General features: G+C 61.8%; 19 protein-coding genes. 12 read left to right on the top strand and 7 right to left on the bottom strand.

The genetic code is table 11. The features are described from left to right. Positions 1-7 precede the first annotated feature (7 nt). Together PspTeo4_RS12860 and PspTeo4_RS12855 are read right to left on the bottom strand one after the other, a co-directional pair. Positions 8-178: a hypothetical protein gene (locus PspTeo4_RS12860; protein WP_003250919.1), complete on the bottom strand. Its 171-nt coding sequence runs from the start codon at positions 176-178 to the stop codon at positions 8-10. 8 nt (positions 179-186) lie between these two features. Next, complete coding sequence (locus PspTeo4_RS12855; RefSeq protein WP_322364144.1) at positions 187-489, bottom strand: DUF1883 domain-containing protein; 303 nt, start codon at positions 487-489, stop codon at positions 187-189. Between the two features lie 161 nt (positions 490-650). Between PspTeo4_RS12855 and PspTeo4_RS12850 the strand changes: the two genes are divergently transcribed. The 9 genes from PspTeo4_RS12850 (at position 651) to PspTeo4_RS12810 (ending at position 9,713) form a co-directional block, all read left to right on the top strand. Then, positions 651-1,010: a hypothetical protein gene (locus tag PspTeo4_RS12850; protein WP_322364143.1), complete on the top strand. Its 360-nt coding sequence runs from the start codon at positions 651-653 to the stop codon at positions 1,008-1,010. Between the two features lie 145 nt (positions 1,011-1,155). Continuing rightward, positions 1,156-1,806: a c-type cytochrome gene (locus tag PspTeo4_RS12845; protein WP_322364142.1), complete on the top strand. Its 651-nt coding sequence runs from the start codon at positions 1,156-1,158 to the stop codon at positions 1,804-1,806. Next, entirely contained in the window at positions 1,803-2,717 is a 915-nt protein-coding gene (locus tag PspTeo4_RS12840) for a c-type cytochrome (protein WP_322364140.1), read from the top strand. The genes PspTeo4_RS12845 and PspTeo4_RS12840 overlap by 4 nt, the downstream gene beginning before the upstream one ends. Before the next feature lie 309 nt (positions 2,718-3,026). Beyond that, the gene (locus PspTeo4_RS12835; protein ID WP_322364139.1) at positions 3,027-4,388 is read left to right on the top strand and encodes a UDP-glucose/GDP-mannose dehydrogenase family protein; all 1,362 of its coding nucleotides are present in this window, start codon (positions 3,027-3,029) and stop codon (positions 4,386-4,388) included. Positions 4,389-4,437: 49 nt separating this feature from the next. Further along, entirely contained in the window at positions 4,438-5,277 is an 840-nt protein-coding gene (gene galU / locus PspTeo4_RS12830; protein WP_085676094.1) for a UTP--glucose-1-phosphate uridylyltransferase GalU, read from the top strand. Between the two features lie 97 nt (positions 5,278-5,374). Then, the gene (gene gorA / locus PspTeo4_RS12825) at positions 5,375-6,730 is read left to right on the top strand and encodes a glutathione-disulfide reductase (protein ID WP_322364138.1); all 1,356 of its coding nucleotides are present in this window, start codon (positions 5,375-5,377) and stop codon (positions 6,728-6,730) included. A gap of 269 nt (positions 6,731-6,999) precedes the next feature. Continuing rightward, positions 7,000-7,563 (top strand): alkyl hydroperoxide reductase subunit C, encoded by a 564-nt coding sequence (ahpC, locus tag PspTeo4_RS12820; RefSeq protein WP_322364137.1) that lies wholly within the window; start codon positions 7,000-7,002, stop codon positions 7,561-7,563. A gap of 124 nt (positions 7,564-7,687) precedes the next feature. Beyond that, complete coding sequence (gene ahpF / locus PspTeo4_RS12815) at positions 7,688-9,250, top strand: alkyl hydroperoxide reductase subunit F (protein ID WP_322364136.1); 1,563 nt, start codon at positions 7,688-7,690, stop codon at positions 9,248-9,250. 274 nt (positions 9,251-9,524) lie between these two features. Continuing rightward, complete coding sequence (locus PspTeo4_RS12810; RefSeq protein WP_322364135.1) at positions 9,525-9,713, top strand: hypothetical protein; 189 nt, start codon at positions 9,525-9,527, stop codon at positions 9,711-9,713. Between the two features lie 5 nt (positions 9,714-9,718). Here PspTeo4_RS12810 and PspTeo4_RS12805 read toward each other — a convergent pair whose 3' ends face one another. From PspTeo4_RS12805 to nhaR, 3 genes are all read right to left on the bottom strand, one after another. Next, positions 9,719-10,366, bottom strand: coding sequence for a YceH family protein (locus tag PspTeo4_RS12805; RefSeq protein WP_322364133.1), 648 nt, complete (start codon positions 10,364-10,366; stop codon positions 9,719-9,721). Positions 10,367-10,592: 226 nt separating this feature from the next. Continuing rightward, a complete protein-coding gene (sstT, locus tag PspTeo4_RS12800; RefSeq protein ID WP_322364132.1) occupies positions 10,593-11,804 on the bottom strand; it encodes a serine/threonine transporter SstT in 1,212 nt (403 codons plus the stop codon). Between the two features lie 134 nt (positions 11,805-11,938). Beyond that, positions 11,939-12,832, bottom strand: coding sequence for a transcriptional activator NhaR (gene nhaR, locus PspTeo4_RS12795; RefSeq protein ID WP_322364131.1), 894 nt, complete (start codon positions 12,830-12,832; stop codon positions 11,939-11,941). A gap of 135 nt (positions 12,833-12,967) precedes the next feature. Here nhaR and PspTeo4_RS12790 point away from each other — a divergent pair, with 135 nt between their 5' ends. Further along, the gene (locus tag PspTeo4_RS12790; RefSeq protein WP_322364130.1) at positions 12,968-13,207 is read left to right on the top strand and encodes a hypothetical protein; all 240 of its coding nucleotides are present in this window, start codon (positions 12,968-12,970) and stop codon (positions 13,205-13,207) included. A gap of 25 nt (positions 13,208-13,232) precedes the next feature. Continuing rightward, the gene (locus tag PspTeo4_RS12785; protein WP_322364129.1) at positions 13,233-13,985 is read left to right on the top strand and encodes a TerC family protein; all 753 of its coding nucleotides are present in this window, start codon (positions 13,233-13,235) and stop codon (positions 13,983-13,985) included. A 48-nt stretch (positions 13,986-14,033) separates the two neighbouring features. On the opposite strand, the gene PspTeo4_RS12780 is transcribed toward PspTeo4_RS12785, so the two are convergent. After that, positions 14,034-14,213, bottom strand: coding sequence for a hypothetical protein (locus PspTeo4_RS12780; RefSeq protein ID WP_322364128.1), 180 nt, complete (start codon positions 14,211-14,213; stop codon positions 14,034-14,036). 212 nt (positions 14,214-14,425) lie between these two features. On the opposite strand from PspTeo4_RS12780, the gene PspTeo4_RS12775 reads away from it, so the two are divergent. Continuing rightward, positions 14,426-15,088, top strand: coding sequence for a peptidase C39 family protein (locus tag PspTeo4_RS12775; RefSeq protein WP_416196923.1), 663 nt, complete (start codon positions 14,426-14,428; stop codon positions 15,086-15,088). An 88-nt stretch (positions 15,089-15,176) separates the two neighbouring features. On the opposite strand, the gene PspTeo4_RS12770 is transcribed toward PspTeo4_RS12775, so the two are convergent. Then, entirely contained in the window at positions 15,177-16,460 is a 1,284-nt protein-coding gene (locus PspTeo4_RS12770) for an FAD-binding oxidoreductase (RefSeq protein ID WP_322364127.1), read from the bottom strand. Positions 16,461-16,616 lie beyond the last annotated feature (156 nt).

Here is a 16,616-nt window from a genome sequence, read left to right as displayed (position 1 = left end):
CGTGGCCTCAGAGTGCCTTGCTGACCTGGATGTCGCTGATCTTCTCGGCGTCGTCACCGTGGATCTTGCGCAGTGCTTCCAGGGCTTGTTCCTGGGAGGCGTCGGGCATCAGGGCGAAGTCCCAGCGGCGTTGGCCGTCGAGCTTGTACTTGATGACGTATTTGATGGTTTGGGTCATGGCGGGCCTTATCCGAGTTTCGACGACGAACGGCGAATGATCTTGATCTTGTGAGTGAAGGTCGGCTTGCGCGTCACCGAGATCGGGCGTGCGGTCACGGTATCGAGGGTGATATTCCAGAAGCCGGTGCTGGGTACGGTGATCTTGGCCGGGAAGCGCTCGAAATGGCCACCGTGGTAGGTGTGGCGACCGCCGTTCTTGAAACTGCGGAAATTGGCGTCGTTCATCAGGCGGATATTGCAGCGCTGGGAACACTCGATGACGACGATGTCGTCTTCGTTCAGGTGCTCGCGCTGGTGAATGAATTTCATGGGGGGCCCCGCAAGGTGTAATTCTGCAAAGGCGAACGATACCACGATGTCGGGCGGCGCTGCCGAGCTCGATAGTCGGGCTGCAGATAAATCTGCCAAAGCAGGGAGCAAAACCGCCTGGTCGTTGTCCAAAGCGGTTCTTGACGGCAGAGGTGCAGTACATGAAGTGGTTGGTAGCGGCGTTGTCTTTGACACTCGGTGGTTGTGTCAGTGTTACGGAACTGGAGCAATCCCACGAGACGTTGGATGTCATCTCTGGCAAGACGCCGCGTGAGTATGCCGATTGCGTGAAGCACAAACTGGAAGGCAGCCGCGATTCGCTGGTGGAAGAGCCGCGTGACGGTGGCCTGCGCCTGATCGTGCCGCAGAAGCTTTCTGCAGGCGTCGGCCCGGCAGCGTTGGTCGATATCGACAAGCGTGGCAGCGGCAGCAGCATCAAGCTGCACGAACGGCTGAACAACTTCCCGTTGCGCCTGGGCGATGTGCGCACCGCAGCGACGCAATGCATCTCTGGCAGTTGACCTGGCTCAAGTAAAACGCGGTTAGAAGGCTAATTGCCACCCTCTGGTCGGCCTTGGCGTTGTTGCGACTTTCCCTACGGGGCTAGTATCCATTTGCTTATGTTTTTTAAGCCTAAGCTTATAACAAAAGAAATGGAGATTCGTGATGACCCCGTTGAGTCGAGTCGTGATCGGCAGCTTGCTGATCCTGGCCTGGCCCGCGGCGCATGCCGCCGATGGCCAGAAAGTTTTCACACAGGGTGGGTCGAACCCCGCCGCCATGGCCTGTCTGGGCTGCCATGGTACGGATGGCAAAGGCATTGCCGCCGCAGGGTTCCCGCGTCTGGCCGGCCTGCCCGCCGGTTATCTGAGCAAACAATTGCATGACTGGCGCACCGGCAGCCGCAAACAGCCGGTCATGGAACCCTTGGCCAAAGCGTTGACCGAGGCGGAAATCGAAGCAGTCAGCACCTACCTGGCCGGCTTGCCCAGCGACCCGCCCCCCGACCTGCGCCGTCAGCAGATCGCCAACGACAGCGTTACCCGGCTGGCATTGTACGGTGACTGGAATCGGCAGATTCCAGGTTGCGTGCAGTGCCATGGCCCGGGAGGTAGCGGCGTTGGCGAACATTTCCCGCCACTGGCCGGGCAGCCGGCCGCTTATCTGGCCGCGCAACTCAATGCCTGGCGCGATGGCAGCCGCAGCAATGACCCCAATCAGCTGATGGTTGGTGTGGCCAAGGCCATGACCGATGACGAGGTAAAGGCAATCGCCGAGTTCTTCGCCCGTCCCGTTCGCCAGGAGGCCAAGCCATGAAGACATTGATGCCAATCGCGTTGCTCATGGTCATGTGCAAAGCCCACGCGGCCCCCATCGCCATGGAAGACCAGTCCCAGCTGAAGGTGCCCGACGCCAAGGCCTCGCCCGAGTTCGTACCGCCCCTGGAAAACACGCTGCCGGACAACGCCTTCGGCAAGATGGTGCGCGAGGGCCATGCGCTGTTCGTCGATACCCGCAGGCTCATGCCCGAAGCAGTGGGCAATGGCATGAACTGCAGCAACTGCCATCTCGATCAGGGGCGTCTGGCCCATTCTGCACCGATGTGGGGCGCTTACCCGATGTATCCGGCCTATCGCAAGAAGAACGACAAGGTCAACACCTATGCCGAGCGTATCCAGGGGTGCTTCCAGTTCAGCATGAACGGCAAGCCACCGGCGGCGGACAGCCCGCAGATGACGGCGCTTTCGGTGTATGCCTACTGGTTGTCGAGCAAGGCGCCAACGGGTGTCGAGATCGCCGGGCGTGGTTACCCCGAGGTGCCCCAACCCAAGGGTGGGTATGACTTCAAGCGCGGTCAGCAGGTGTACCGCGACCAATGCGCGATCTGCCACGGCGACAACGGCGAAGGGCAGAAAGTGGCCGGGGAATACGTGATGCCACCGCTCTGGGGCAAGGATTCCTACAACTGGGGCGCCGGCATGCACCGGATCAACACCGCGGCCTCCTTCATCAAGTACAACATGCCCTTGGGCAAACCTGGCAGCCTGAGCGACCAGCAGGCCTGGGATGTGGCTGCTTGGGTCAACCGCCACGAACGGCCCCAGGACCCAAGGTTGGTCGAGGGGTCAGTGGAAAAGACGCGGGTCAAGTTCCACGCCAACGACGGGGTCAACCTGTATGGGCAGAAAGTGGAAGGTGTATTGATCGGGCAGGGCACTGGAAGCTGATGTTCCAGCGGGGGAGGTCCAATCGCCGGCAAGCCGGGTCCCACACATGGACCGCGCCGACCTTGAGATCACCACCGTACCCGTGGGAGCTGGCTTGCCAGCGATGAGGCCGGTACAGGTAACACAAGACAGTTGCTCCCACATGGACCGCGTTGATCTTGAGCGTGAGATCACTGCCGTACCTGTGGGAGCTGGCTTGCCAGCGATAGGGCCCTGAAAGACCCCGTACAAGTCCTGTCACACCCGTATCACGGCGCTGTAACCACCGACGAGTAGCAATGGCTGCGTTCATGTTGAAGGAGCGCAGCCATGGAGCTTTGTGTGATCGGTGCGGGGTATGTGGGGCTAGTGACAGCGGCCTGTTTTGCCGAGATGGGCAACCGGGTGGTGTGCCTGGAGCATGACCAGCAGCGCTTGGCGCAGTTGCGTCAAGGGCACTGCCCCATTCATGAACCCGGCCTGGAGGCGCTGCTCAAGAACGGCTTGAGCCGAAGCCAGCTCAGTTTCACTGACAACTGGCAGTTGGCTTTGGCCCGGGCCGACGTAGTGTTCATTGCGGTCGGTACGCCAAGCCAGGAGGACGGTTCGGCCGACCTTCAGCATGTGCTGGCGGTGGCGGATAGCCTGGGCCGGAATCTGCGCCGCCCATGCCTGGTAGTGAACAAGTCGACGGTACCGGTGGGCACCGCCGAACGGGTTGCCCGGCACATTGCGCAGGGCCAGCGTGAGCGTGGCACTGGCTTTTCCGTCGAGGTGGCCAGTAACCCTGAGTTTCTCAAGGAAGGCAGCGCCCTGGACGATTTCATGCGCCCGGACCGTATCATCATCGGCACTGACAGCGAGTCAGCCAGGCAGTGCCTGCAGCGCCTTTACGCGCCGTTCGTGCGCAACCATGAGCGCATACTGCCGATGACGCCCCGCGCTGCCGAGTTCACCAAGTACGCGGCCAATGCGTTCCTGGCAACCAAGATCTCGTTCATGAACGAACTGGCGGGGCTTTGTGGGTGCCTGGGGGTGGACATCGAACAGGTTCGGCGGGGAATCGGCAGCGACCGGCGCATCGGCAGCCATTTCATCTATGCTGGCTGCGGCTACGGCGGCTCATGCTTCCCCAAGGATGTGCGCGCCCTGATTCATACGGCCGAGCAGCAAGGTTACCCCTCAGCGATCCTGCAGGCAGTGCAGGCGCGCAACGACGAGCAGAAAACCCTGTTGTACAAGGCGCTGGAGCAGCATTTCGGCGGGTTCATGCGCGGGCGAGTGGTGGCACTCTGGGGCATGGCGTTCAAGCCAGGCACCGACGACCTGCGCGAGGCCCCCAGCCTGGTGTTGCTGGACGCTTTGCTGGCGTCGGGCGCAAGGGTCCAGGCCTGCGACCCGGTGGCGCTGGCGGGAGTTGCCGAACGTTACCGCCAAGCGGTAGCCTGCGGTCAGTTGCGTCTGGTCGATGACCCGTACGCCTGCGTCGAAGGGGCGGATGCACTGGTTCTGGTGACCGAGTGGAAGCAGTTTCGCCAGCCGGACTTCCCCCGTGTACGGGGCTTGATGCGCATGCCGGTGGTGTTCGATGGTCGTAATATTTACGATCCTCAGGAACTATCTACACTAGGTTATCTCTATCATGGCATCGGTCGGCCTCAGGCGGGGCATTGTAAGGTGACTGCCGCCTGATTAGACTGCGCCGAATTCCAACAGGCCTAGCCTTTGTTTAAGGACGTATATGATCAAAAAATGCTTGTTCCCGGCCGCCGGTTACGGCACCCGCTTCCTTCCTGCTACCAAAGCCATGCCCAAGGAAATGCTGCCGGTGGTCAACAAGCCACTGATCCAGTATGGCGTTGAAGAGGCCCTGGACGCCGGCCTGAACGAGATCTCCATCGTCACCGGTCGCGGCAAGCGCGCCCTGGAAGACCACTTCGACATCAGCTACGAGCTGGAAAACCAGATCAAGGGCACCGACAAGGAAAAATACCTGGTCGGTATCCGTCGCCTGCTCGACGAGTGCTCGTTCTCCTACACCCGTCAGACCGAGATGAAGGGCCTGGGCCATGCGATTCTCACCGGCCGTCCGCTGATCGGCGACGAGCCGTTCGCCGTGGTGCTGGCGGATGACCTGTGCGTCAACCTTGACGGTGAAGGCGTGCTGGCGCAGATGGTCGCGCTGTACAAGAAGTACCGCTGCTCGATCGTCGCCATCCAGGAAGTCGACCCGCAGGAAACCAACAAGTACGGCGTCATCGCCGGTGAAGAGATCAAGGACGGCATCTTCCGCGTCGACGCCATGGTCGAGAAACCGAAGCCGGAAGACGCACCTTCCAACCTGGCGATTATCGGCCGCTACATCCTGACCCCGGACATCTTCGAGAAGATCGAACAGACCGAGCCGGGCAAAGGTGGCGAGATCCAGATCACCGACGCGCTGATGAAACAGGCTGCCGAAGGCAACGTGATCGCCTACAAGTTCAAGGGCAAGCGTTTCGACTGCGGTGGCGCCGAAGGCTACATCGAGGCGACCAACTTCTGCTTCGAGAACTTCTACAAGGCCGGCAAGGCTTACTGATAAGCCAGGCAGGTTCGAAAGCCACCCTTCGGGGTGGCTTTTTTGTTTGCGGCGGCCAACGGGGGTATGCTGGGCGCCAGCCAAGGAGACTGAATACATGGCCTACGATTTTGATCTTTTCGTGATTGGTGCCGGTTCCGGCGGTGTGCGTGCGGCGCGCTTCGCCGCGGGCTTCGGCGCGAAAGTGGCGGTGGCCGAGAGTCGCTACCTGGGTGGCACCTGCGTCAACGTGGGTTGCGTGCCGAAGAAACTGCTGGTGTATGGTGCCCATGTGGCCGACGAGCTGGAACAAGCAGCAGGTTTCGGCTGGACCCTCGAAGAAGGCCATTTCGACTGGGGCACGCTGATCGCCAACAAGAACCGCGAAATCGAGCGCCTCAACGGCATCTACCGCAACCTGCTGGTCAACAGTGGCGTAACCCTGCTGCAAGGGCATGCGCGCATGACCGGTGCCCACGAAGTGGAAGTGGAAGGCCAGCGTTACAGCGCCGAACACATCCTCATCGCCACGGGCGGCTGGCCGCAGGTGCCGGACATTCCGGGCAAAGAACTGGCCATCACCTCCAACGAGGCGTTCTACCTCAAGGACTTGCCACGCCGCGTACTGGTGGTCGGTGGCGGCTACATCGCCGTCGAATTTGCCGGCATCTTCCAGGGGCTTGGTGCCGATACCACGCTGCTGTACCGGGGCGATCTGTTCCTGCGCGGCTTCGATGGCTCGGTGCGTACCCACCTGAAGGAAGAGCTGGAAAAGCGCGGGCTGAACCTGCAGTTCAATGCCGACATCCAGCGCATCGACAAGCTGGAGGATGGCAGCCTCAAGGCGACCCTCAAGGATGGCCGCGAACTGCTGACCGACTGTGTGTTCTATGCCACCGGGCGCCGGCCAATGCTGGACAACTTGGGCCTGGAAAACACCGGGGTAGAGCTGGACCCGCGTGGCTACATCCGGGTGGACGAGCAGTTCCAGACCACCGAACCTTCGGTGCTGGCGATTGGCGATGTGATCGGCCGCGTGCAGCTCACCCCGGTGGCGCTGGCCGAGGGCATGGCCGTGGCCCGGCGGTTGTTCAAGCCCGAGCAGTACCGCCCGGTGGATTATCAGAACATTCCCACCGCGGTGTTCAGCCAGCCGCCGATCGGCACGGTTGGGCTGACCGAAGAGCAGGCACTGGCGGCCGGGCACAAGGTGCAGATCTTCGAGAGCCGTTTCCGGGCCATGAAGCTGACCCTCACCGACATTCAGGAAAAGACCCTGATGAAGCTGGTGGTGGATGCCGAGACCGACAAGGTGCTGGGTTGCCACATGGTCGGGCCGGATGCCGGCGAGATCATCCAGGGCCTGGGCGTGGCGCTCAAGGCCGGTGCCACCAAGCAGCAATTCGACGAAACCATCGGCGTGCATCCGACGGCGGCTGAAGAATTCGTCACCATGCGTACGGTTACGCGCTGACCGTATAGACCCCAATCGCCGGCAAGCCGGCTCCCACATGGACCGCGACTGTCTTGAGATCAGCGCAGTGTCTGTGGGAGCCGGCTTGCCGGCGATTGCATGTTCGAGCCGCGCGCAATCCTTTGCTCAGCCCATTCCCTTCTATTAATAAACCCCGGTTATAGCCAAAACCAATCGCAAGCATGAGCTTTGCCAATGAGCCATCAGCGGGATGATTAGTTAGGATTCTATCCATCAACTGATTCCAACCCCATGAAGGAGCGTCTCTCATGCCAATCATCAACAGCCAGGTCAAACCGTTCAACGCCACTGCCTACCACAAAGGCGAGTTCGTTCAGGTCAGCGAAGCCGACCTGAAAGGCAAGTGGTCTGTCGTGTTCTTCTACCCGGCCGACTTCACCTTCGTATGCCCGACCGAGCTGGGTGACCTTGCTGACAACTACGCCGAGTTCCAGAAACTGGGCGTGGAAATCTACGGCGTGTCCACTGACACCCACTTCACCCACAAAGCCTGGCACGACACTTCGGACACCATCGGCAAGATCGAATACCCGCTGATCGGTGACCCGACCCACGTCATCTCGCGCAACTTCGACGTGCTGATCGAAGAAGCCGGCCTGGCCGATCGCGGTACCTTCGTGATCAACCCGGAAGGCCAGATCAAGATCGTCGAAATCAACGACGGTGGTGTAGGCCGTGACGCCAGCGAGCTGCTGCGCAAGGTCAAGGCTGCCCAGTACGTGGCTGCCCACCCAGGCGAAGTTTGCCCGGCCAAGTGGAAAGAAGGCGAAGCCACTCTGGCGCCATCGCTGGACCTGGTCGGCAAGATCTAAGGTCATGCACCAGTCGCGGGCGGTGAGCAGCCGCCACAGCTGAAGTACTCACTGCCCCGTCAAACGCCCGGGCGCCATCGCCTGGGCGTTTTTGTATCCGAAGTTTGAAAAAGGAATCGCCCGTATGTTGGACGCCACGCTTAAATCGCAACTGAAAACCTACCTGGAGCGGGTCACACAGCCGATCGAGATGGTTGCCTCCCTCGACGACGGCGCGAAGTCCCGCGAATTGCACGACCTGCTGGTGGAAATCGCCGGCCTGTCGAACCTCATTACCCTGCGCGCGGATGGTGATGACGCCCGTCGTCCATCGTTCTCGCTCAATCGCCCGGGTACCGATATCAGCCTGCGCTTCGCCGGCATCCCCATGGGCCACGAATTCACTTCCCTGGTGCTGGCGCTGCTGCAAGTCGGTGGCCACCCGTCCAAGGCCAGTGCCGAAGTGATCGAGCAGATCCAGGCGCTGGAAGGCGAGTTCACCTTCGAGACCTACTTCTCGCTGTCGTGCCAGAACTGCCCGGACGTGGTCCAGGCGCTGAACCTGATGGCGGTGCTCAACCCTAACGTGCGCCACGTCGCCATCGACGGAGCGCTGTTCCAGGACGAAGTCGAAGCCCGCAAGATCATGGCGGTGCCCAGCATCTACCTGAACGGTGAATTGTTCGGCCAGGGCCGCATGGGCCTGGAAGAAATCCTCGGCAAGATCGACACCAATGCCGGCGCACGCCAGGCCGAGAAGATCAACGCCAAGGAAGCCTTCGACGTGTTGGTGGTCGGCGGTGGCCCTGCCGGCGCCTCGGCAGCCATTTACGCCGCACGTAAAGGTATCCGTACCGGTGTCGCCGCCGAGCGTTTCGGCGGTCAGGTGCTCGACACCCTGGCCATCGAGAACTTCATCTCGGTGCAGGAAACCGAAGGCCCGAAACTGGCCACGGCGCTGGAAGAACACGTCAAGCAGTACGACGTAGACATCATGAACCTGCAGCGTGGCGAAGCACTGATTCCGGCCACCGACGGCGGCCTGCACGAAGTGCGCCTGGCTGGCGGCGCCTCGCTCAAGGCCAAGACCGTGATCCTGGCCACCGGTGCCCGCTGGCGCGAAATGAACGTGCCGGGCGAGCAGGAATACCGCGCCCGTGGCGTGGCCTACTGCCCGCACTGCGACGGCCCGCTGTTCAAGGGCAAGCGCGTGGCGGTGATTGGTGGCGGCAACTCGGGTGTGGAAGCGGCCATCGACCTGGCGGGTATCGTCGCCCAGGTGACGCTGATCGAATTCGACAGCCAGCTGCGTGCTGACGCCGTGCTGCAGCGCAAGCTGCACAGCCTGCCGAACGTCAAGGTCATCACCAGCGCCTTGACCACTGAAGTGGTGGGCAATGGCGAGAAAGTGACCGGCCTGCGTTACAAGGATCGCACCACCGATCAGGTCCACGACCTGGCGCTGGAAGGCATCTTCGTGCAGATCGGCCTGCTGCCGAACACCGACTGGCTCAAGGGCACCGTCGAACTGTCGCCGCGTGGCGAGATCATCGTCGATGCCAAGGGCGCGACCAACATCCCCGGCGTGTTCGCGGCCGGTGACGTGACCACGGTGCCGTACAAGCAGATCGTCATTGCGGTGGGTGAGGGCGCCAAGGCTTCGCTGGCGGCGTTCGACCACCTGATCCGGACTTCGGCACCGGCATAAGCCCTTACTGGCCTCTTCGCGGGTGAACCCGCTCCCACAGGAATCCCACTGCCCTCTGGTCCAGTGAGCGCCTGTGGGAGCGGGTTTACCCGCGAAAGGGCCGGAACAAGCAAGGCATGACCTGAAGGTGTCTATGATTGCTGCAGACCAATCCCACTGCCCTCTGGTCCAGTGAGCGCCTGTGGGAGCGGGTTTACCCGCGAAAGGGCCGGGACAAGCAAAGCATGACCTGAAGGTGTCTATGATTACTGCAGACACCCTCGGGAACACGCCCATGACCCTGATCAGCCGCGAACCCTGGTGGCTCGTGCCACCCCAGCCCGGGCAAAAAGAGCAGGACCTGCACTGGGGCTACCTGGAAATCTACGCCGATGGCCGCACGGTGTTCGTCGACCAGCGCCCAAGCGACCGTGAGCTTGCCGAGCGCAAGAGCTGTCGTAACTTCCCCGACCCCGAAAAGTGACCGTCTCAGCCTTCGAGTTCGGCCAGGCGTGCTTCCAGTGCGGCAATCCGGGCTTCGAGCGCTTCAATTCGTTCTTCCGACACGTTGCTGGCGCTGCTGCGTCCACCGCCGTCCTGCTGGCGTGCAGCAAGAATCGCCTCGATTTCCGCTGGGTCGCCCAGCGCATGGGTGTAACGGTCTTCGCGTTGGCCGGCCTGGCGCGGCAGGTGCAGGGCAAGGCCACGTGAAATCAGACGCTCCAGTTGGTGCTGGATCTGCTCGGTGTCGTCGAAGTCATGCAGGCGGTTGCTGCGCGTGAGCAACTCGTTGAGGGTTTGCGGGCCGCGCAGGAACATCAGGCCCATCAGTATCAGCTGTGCCGGTACCAGTTCCAATGCCTTATCTACCCGCTGTTCCCAGCGGTCGGCACGGCTGCCCATCTGCAGGCGCGTCATGTCCTGGCCTTCGAGAGCGCGCAGGGCTTGGCCGACCTGGCCTTGGGTGAGGTTCATGACGGGCTCGCGGCTGGTCTTCTGGTTGCAGGCCAGGACCAGGGCGTTGAGGGTCAGTGGGTAGCTTTCCGGGCTAGTGGCCTGCTTTTCGATCAGCGAGCCGAGGATGCGGATCTCTATGCTGTTGAAGCGGCCTTCGCCTGCGGTTTCGTGTTCTGACATGGCCCTGTCTCATTGCGAGGATAAGGCCCCTAGCGTAGGTAAAGCGCCAGGCTTAGGCAATCGTTGTCGCCACGACAAGCCAGCTCCCACAGGTAGGCAGTGATCTCAAGATCTGCGCGGTTCATGTGGGAGCCGGCTTGCCGGCGATAAAGGCAGCTCGATGCATGGCACCGGCTTCGCCGGTGATCGCCGGCAAGCCGGCTCCCACAGGTTCCAACAGAGCCGGTTACGCGTTGCGCTGCTCTTCGGCCTGGCACGCGGCTGCGGTGAACAGCACATCGGTCGACGAGTTCAGCGCGGTCTCGGCCGAATCCTGCAGCACGCCAATGATGAAACCAACCGCCACTACCTGCATGGCGATCTCGCTGGGAATGCCGAACAGGCTGCATGCCAGCGGGATCAGCAACAGCGAGCCGCCTGCCACACCCGATGCGCCACAGGCACAGATGGCCGCGACCACGCTCAGCAGCACGGCGGTTGGCAGGTCGACGGGAATCCCCAGGGTGTTGACTGCGGCCAGGGTCAGTACGGTGATGGTGATCGCCGCGCCGGCCATGTTGATGGTCGCACCCAGCGGAATCGATACCGAGTAGGTGTCTTCATGCAGGCCAAGACGCTCGGAAAGCGCCAGGTTGACCGGGATGTTGGCAGCCGAACTGCGGGTGAAGAATGCCGTGATGCCGCTTTCGCGCAGGCACAGCAGGGTCAGCGGGTAAGGGTTGCGGCGGATCTTCCAGAACACGATCAGCGGGTTCATCACCAGCGCCACGAACAGCATGCAACCGATCAGCACGGCCAGCAGATGCAGATAGCCGAGCAGGGCGCCAAGCCCCGATTGGGCGAGGGTGGAGCTGACCAGGCCGAAGATGCCCAGCGGGGCGAAGCGGATCACCACACGCACGATCAGGGTCACGCCATTGGACAGGTCTTCGACCACGGTGCGCGTGGTGTCGCCAGCATGGCGCAGGGCCACGCCCAGGCCGATGGCCCAGGTCAGAATGCCGATGAAGTTGGCGTTGAGCAGGGCGTTGATCGGGTTGTCGACGGCACTGAGCAGCAGGTTCTGCAACACTTCGCTGATGCCGCCCGGGGCGCTCAGCGCTGCTTCGCCGGTGCTCAAGGCCAGCTGCGAAGGGAACAGCATGCTGGCGACCACGGCCACCACGGCGGCAGCGAAGGTGCCCAGCAAATACAACCAGAGGATCGGGCGGATATGGGTTTCCTGGCCGTGACGGTGGTTGGCGATCGACGCCATGACCAGGATGAACACCAGCACCGGCGCCACTGCCTTGAGGGCACTGACGAACACCTTGCCGAGGAAGGCCAGGTCGCGGGCCACGGCCGGTGCAAGCAGCGCCAGGGCGATACCGGCAACCAGGCCGATGACGATCTGCGTCACCAGGCTGGTGCGGTTGAGTAGGCGGAGAACAGGGGTCATGTGAAGCGGTATCTCGTTATTGTGAAAGGGCGCGACTTTACCACAGACCATGCAGGCCTTATTGAGAAGACCTGCCGCTCAGGTGCCGCGCTCACCCTGTGGGAGCTGGCTTGCCGGCGATAGGGTCATAACCTTCACCAATGAAACAGCTCCCGCCGCGCCCCCTCGGTAATCGCCACGATCCCTGGGTGCTTGACCTTGCGCTCGACCGAAATGGCATAAAACGACTCATGCACCGCCTCGGTCTGGCCGACCAGCTCGACCCCATATTGGCGGCATACCTCATCGGCAATCACGCTGGGCGCAACGAAAATGCCGCTACCCGATTGTCCAAATGCCTGCATCAGCGCGCTGTCGTCGAACTCGCCGATAATCCTTGGCTGCACCTGTTGTTCGCTCAACCAACGCAGCAGGCGGCTGCGCACCACCGTTTCCTGGCCCGGGATCAGCAACGGTGCATCGTGCAGGCAGGCGGGGAAGGGCCCCTTGTGGCGCTGGGCCAGTGCCGGGGTGGCGAAGAAGCTGAGCCCGCATTCCCCTAGCTTCTGGCTGTAGCCCTTGATGTCCAGGTGGCTGGGCATCGGGCTGTCGGAAATCACCAGGTCAAGGCGCTGGATCGCAAGGTCGGCCAACAGCCGTTCGAGCTTGTCTTCCCGGCAATTGATGCGCAGTACGTTGTCCAGCTCCATGGTCGGCGCCAGCAGGCGGTAGACGATGGACTTGGGCACCACGTCAGCGACGCCGACGCGGAACAAAATCTGCTCCTGCGGGCCTGCACGCAGCAGCGCTTCGAGTTCGCTGCCGATCTGGAACATCTGTTCGGCGTACGCCAGTGTCTGGCGACCCGTCTCGGTAAGCTCCAGCTGGCGCCCGACGCGTTGGAACAGCTCCAGGCCGTAGGTCTGCTCGAATAAACTGATTTGGCCGCTGATGGTCTGAGGCGTCAGGTTCAGCTGTTCGCTGGCCCGGGCGATGCTGCCGGTCTTGGCCACGGCCCAGAAGTAATGCAACTGGCGGTAATTGAGCACGGGTGAGTCCAAACATTCGTAAAAACCGAAGTATAACCGCTGAAAATACGAATTTTCCTGAAGTATCGCACTCTCTAGAATGCGACTCCATCAGGCGCGGTGCGCGCCGCCAGGTTTTAGACAAGTGAGGAACCCATGTTGCAACTCAAATCCATCGGTACGCCCCTGGTGCTGGTGTTGGCGCTGTTTGCCATGACCGGCTGCGACCAGGCCGAGAAATCCGCCCAGCAAATGCTCGACCAGGCGGCCGAGTCGGCCAAGCAGGCCATCGACAAGACCAACGAAGCGGCCCAGCAGGCGCTGCATGAGGCCATCGGTTCCGAAGGGCAGAAGCCCAAGGATGCCGAGCGCACCGAGAAGACTCAGGACATCTGACCCAGACACGTAGCAGGATTGAAAAATGGAATATTTGCTGGAACTCGCCGCAAGCCCGACCGCCTGGGTTGCCCTGGCCACGCTGGTGGCGATGGAGATCGTGCTGGGTATCGACAACCTGATCTTCATCTCGATTCTCACCAACAAGCTGCCGGTTGAATACCGCTCCAAGGCCCGACGTATCGGTATCAGCATGGCCTTGGTCATGCGTCTGGGGCTGCTCAGCACCGTGGCCTGGATCGTCCAGCTCACCGAGCCGGTGATCGATGTGTTCGGTCATAGCTTCTCGTGGAAAGACATGATTCTGATCGCCGGTGGCCTGTTCCTGCTGTGGAAGGCGACCAAGGAAATTCACGAGAACGTCGACCCGCGTGGCGCCAAGGAAGAAGCCAAGGCCGGTTCCACCGTCACCCTGGGCTTCGCTGCGGCAATCGGCCAGATCCTGCTGCTGGACATCGTGTTCTCGATTGACAGCATCATCACCGCTGTGGGCATGACCGAGCACTTGCCGATCATGATCATCGCCGTGATCAGTGCCGTGGTCGTGATGCTGGTGGCGGCCGACCCGCTGGCCAAGTTCATCAACGACAACCCGACCGTGGTGATGCTGGCCCTGGGCTTCCTGATCATGATCGGCATGACCCTGATCGCCGAAGGCATGGGCGCCCATGTTCCGAAAGGTTATGTGTATGCGGCGATGGCGTTCTCGACGCTGATCGAGATCCTCAACATCATGGCACGCCGTGCGCGGGTCAAGCGTGAGGCAGCTGAAGGCTGACGCAAGGATTGAGGCCCGCGGGTAAGCGGGCCTCGACGTTTCTACAGATCAGTGCGCGCTGGCGTGGCGGCGCGCACGCCGGGCCGGCTGCGGCTTTGGCAAGGTTTGCGGTGGCAGGTGGTGGTGATGGGCGTGACGTCGCACGATACGCAGAACACCCCACAGCATGGCAGCTGCAACGCTTATCCACATACCTACCAGCATAAGGATTGCCACGGTCAAACTCATGTGTGCCTCCTTCTCTCAGGCCTGCCCAAGGCTTGCCTTCCAGACACTGCTTTAGTCTAGCTCTCCCCTTGTGACGTTCCATTGACCGAAGGTCTATTGCTTGGTCCGATTCGTTCCAAGCGCGTGTCGGACTATACCCGCGAAGCTGTCCGACCTATGATCGACGGCCACAGCCGGGCACGCCCGTCCGGCGTTGGAACAAGTGAGTGTCCATGGAGCAGAAAACCTTCAAGTGGCTGGCCGCGTGCCTGCTGGCCGTCAGCCTGACGGGATGTGCCAGTGCGCCACCTGCCGCCATCAAGGGCTTGCCGCAGCGGGTCGAGATCAGCAGCGTGCCGTTCTACCGCGGCAATGCCAATCACAGTGGCGCCATGGCCCTGGCGGCGGTGCTTTCGCAGCAGGGTGCCCCGATTACTCCTGGTCTTCTGGACAAGCCCTTGAACCTGCCCCAAGGCGCCGAGACTCTGGACACTGGCATTCCCCGCGTGGCCAGGGATTACGGCATGGTCGTCTACCCGCTGGACAAGCGTCTGGACGCCCTGCTGGTGCAGGTGGCCGCCGGTAATCCGGTGTTGCTGCGCTACGAGGAAGGTTCGGCCTGGTGGGGCGAGCCGCGTTATGCGGTGTTGATCGGCTATGACCGTTATAAGCAACGGGTGCTGTTGCGCTCAGGCATGCATCGTCGGCAATTGATGGCGTTCGATGATTTCGAGTCGGCGTGGGCCAAGGAGGGGAGCTGGGCGGTACTGGTGCAGCCACCGCGTCAGTTGCCGGCACAGGTAGACCGTCAGCGTTGGTTGCAGGCTGCCGATGAGTTGGCCCGGGCAGGTCAGGAAGTGGCGGCGAAGCAGGCGGTCAATAGCCTGGGAAGGTAGCTTCGATGCTGGCGGCCTCATCGCCGGCAAGCCGGCTCCTACAGGGGTATGCGAAACCTGCAGGAGCCGGCTTGCCGGCGATCAACCCTTAGAAGCCCAGACGATCGCGCAGGCTGTAGTACCAAGCGCCGATGGCGCTGAACGGCACGCGCAGCATCTGGCCACCTGGGAACGGGTAGTGCGGCAGGCCGGCGAACGCGTCGAAGCGTTCTGCCTGGCCACGCAGTGCCTCGGCCAGCACCTTGCCCGCCAGGTGGGTGTAGGTCACGCCGTGACCCGAGCAGCCCTGGGAGTAGTAGATGTTGTCGCCGATACGGCCAACCTGCGGCAGGCGCGACAGGGTCAGCAGGAAGTTGCCGGTCCAGGCGTAGTCGATCTTGACGTTCTTCAGTTGTGGGAACGCCTTGAGCATCTTCGGACGGATGATCGCTTCGATGTTCGCCGGGTCACGTGCGCCGTACACCACGCCACCGCCGAAGATCAGGCGCTTGTCGCTGGTCAGGCGGTAGTAGTCGAGCAGGTAGTTGCAGTCCTCGACGCAGTAGTCCTGCGGCAGCAGCGTGCGCGCCAGCTCTTCGCCCAGCGGTTCGGTGGTGATCACCTGGGTGCCGCATGGCATGGACTTGGCGGCCAGTTCCGGCACCAGGTTGCCCAGGTAGGCGTTGCCAGCGACGATGATGAACTTGGCGCGTACCTTGCCTTGCGGGGTGTGCACGACCGGGTTGGCGCCACGCTCGATGCGTACGGCCGGGGTTTGTTCATAAATGATGCCGCCCAGCGACTCGACCGCGGCGGCTTCGCCCAGGGCCAGGTTCAGTGGGTGGATGTGGCCGCCGCTCATGTCCAGCATGCCGCCGACATAGTTGTCGCACGCCACCACTTCACGAATGCGTTTCTGGTCCATCAGCTCCAGTTGGGTGTGGCCGAAGCGTTCCCACAGGCGCTTTTGCGATTCCAGGTGGCCCATCTGCTTGGACGTGATGGCGGCGAAAACGCCACCGTCCTTCAGGTCGCACTGGATGTTGTACTTGGCCACGCGCTCACGGATGATGCGGCCGCCTTCGAAGGCCATCTGGCCCAGCAGTTGTGCCTGCTTGGGGCCAACGGTGCGCTCGATGACGTCGATGTCGCGGCTGTAGCTGTTGACGATCTGGCCGCCGTTACGGCCCGAAGCGCCGAAGCCAACCTTGGCGGCTTCGACGATGCTTACCTTGAAGCCGTTTTCCAGCAGGAACAGGGCGCTGGACAGGCCGGTGTAGCCGGCACCGATGATGCACACATCGGTTTCCACCTCACCCTGCAGCGCCGGACGTGGCGGCACCGGGTTGGCCGAGGCGGCGTAGTAGGACTGGGGGTAGGGGGTATTGGCCATGCTCGAGGAACCTCGTGTTTTATATTTTTAACGAATGTACCGATGCTATCAATAATAATAAACACCCGCTAGTCGTCCGTTGAAAATCCTTTACTCGCCCCGGCAGTGGCCCATCTCTAAATATTTTTAAGATTCAGTAAGTTAGCGTGAAAAAAA

This window comes from Pseudomonas sp. Teo4 (genome assembly GCF_034387475.1).
Classification (GTDB): domain Bacteria; phylum Pseudomonadota; class Gammaproteobacteria; order Pseudomonadales; family Pseudomonadaceae; genus Aquipseudomonas.
The sequence above is the reverse complement of the archived record's forward strand: the minus strand, read 5'-3'. Positions and strand labels throughout refer to the sequence as shown.

What these genes read in the sequence shown, in the direction of transcription:
- PspTeo4_RS12860 (WP_003250919.1), bottom strand. Translation starts at nt 178, where the DNA reads ATGACCCAAACCATCAAATACGTCATCAAGTACAAGCTCGACGGCCAA.
- PspTeo4_RS12855 (WP_322364144.1), bottom strand. Translation starts at nt 489, where the DNA reads ATGAAATTCATTCACCAGCGCGAGCACCTGAACGAAGACGACATCGTC.
- PspTeo4_RS12770 (WP_322364127.1), bottom strand. Translation starts at nt 16,460, where the DNA reads ATGGCCAATACCCCCTACCCCCAGTCCTACTACGCCGCCTCGGCCAAC.
- PspTeo4_RS12850 (WP_322364143.1), top strand. Translation starts at nt 651, where the DNA reads ATGAAGTGGTTGGTAGCGGCGTTGTCTTTGACACTCGGTGGTTGTGTC.
- sstT (WP_322364132.1), bottom strand. Translation starts at nt 11,804, where the DNA reads ATGACCCCTGTTCTCCGCCTACTCAACCGCACCAGCCTGGTGACGCAG.
- PspTeo4_RS12810 (WP_322364135.1), top strand. Translation starts at nt 9,525, where the DNA reads ATGACCCTGATCAGCCGCGAACCCTGGTGGCTCGTGCCACCCCAGCCC.
- PspTeo4_RS12835 (WP_322364139.1), top strand. Translation starts at nt 3,027, where the DNA reads ATGGAGCTTTGTGTGATCGGTGCGGGGTATGTGGGGCTAGTGACAGCG.
- PspTeo4_RS12785 (WP_322364129.1), top strand. Translation starts at nt 13,233, where the DNA reads ATGGAATATTTGCTGGAACTCGCCGCAAGCCCGACCGCCTGGGTTGCC.
- PspTeo4_RS12790 (WP_322364130.1), top strand. Translation starts at nt 12,968, where the DNA reads ATGTTGCAACTCAAATCCATCGGTACGCCCCTGGTGCTGGTGTTGGCG.
- PspTeo4_RS12775 (WP_416196923.1), top strand. Translation starts at nt 14,426, where the DNA reads ATGGAGCAGAAAACCTTCAAGTGGCTGGCCGCGTGCCTGCTGGCCGTC.
- ahpF (WP_322364136.1), top strand. Translation starts at nt 7,688, where the DNA reads ATGTTGGACGCCACGCTTAAATCGCAACTGAAAACCTACCTGGAGCGG.
- ahpC (WP_322364137.1), top strand. Translation starts at nt 7,000, where the DNA reads ATGCCAATCATCAACAGCCAGGTCAAACCGTTCAACGCCACTGCCTAC.
- PspTeo4_RS12805 (WP_322364133.1), bottom strand. Translation starts at nt 10,366, where the DNA reads ATGTCAGAACACGAAACCGCAGGCGAAGGCCGCTTCAACAGCATAGAG.
- galU (WP_085676094.1), top strand. Translation starts at nt 4,438, where the DNA reads ATGATCAAAAAATGCTTGTTCCCGGCCGCCGGTTACGGCACCCGCTTC.
- PspTeo4_RS12780 (WP_322364128.1), bottom strand. Translation starts at nt 14,213, where the DNA reads ATGAGTTTGACCGTGGCAATCCTTATGCTGGTAGGTATGTGGATAAGC.
- PspTeo4_RS12840 (WP_322364140.1), top strand. Translation starts at nt 1,803, where the DNA reads ATGAAGACATTGATGCCAATCGCGTTGCTCATGGTCATGTGCAAAGCC.
- PspTeo4_RS12845 (WP_322364142.1), top strand. Translation starts at nt 1,156, where the DNA reads ATGACCCCGTTGAGTCGAGTCGTGATCGGCAGCTTGCTGATCCTGGCC.
- gorA (WP_322364138.1), top strand. Translation starts at nt 5,375, where the DNA reads ATGGCCTACGATTTTGATCTTTTCGTGATTGGTGCCGGTTCCGGCGGT.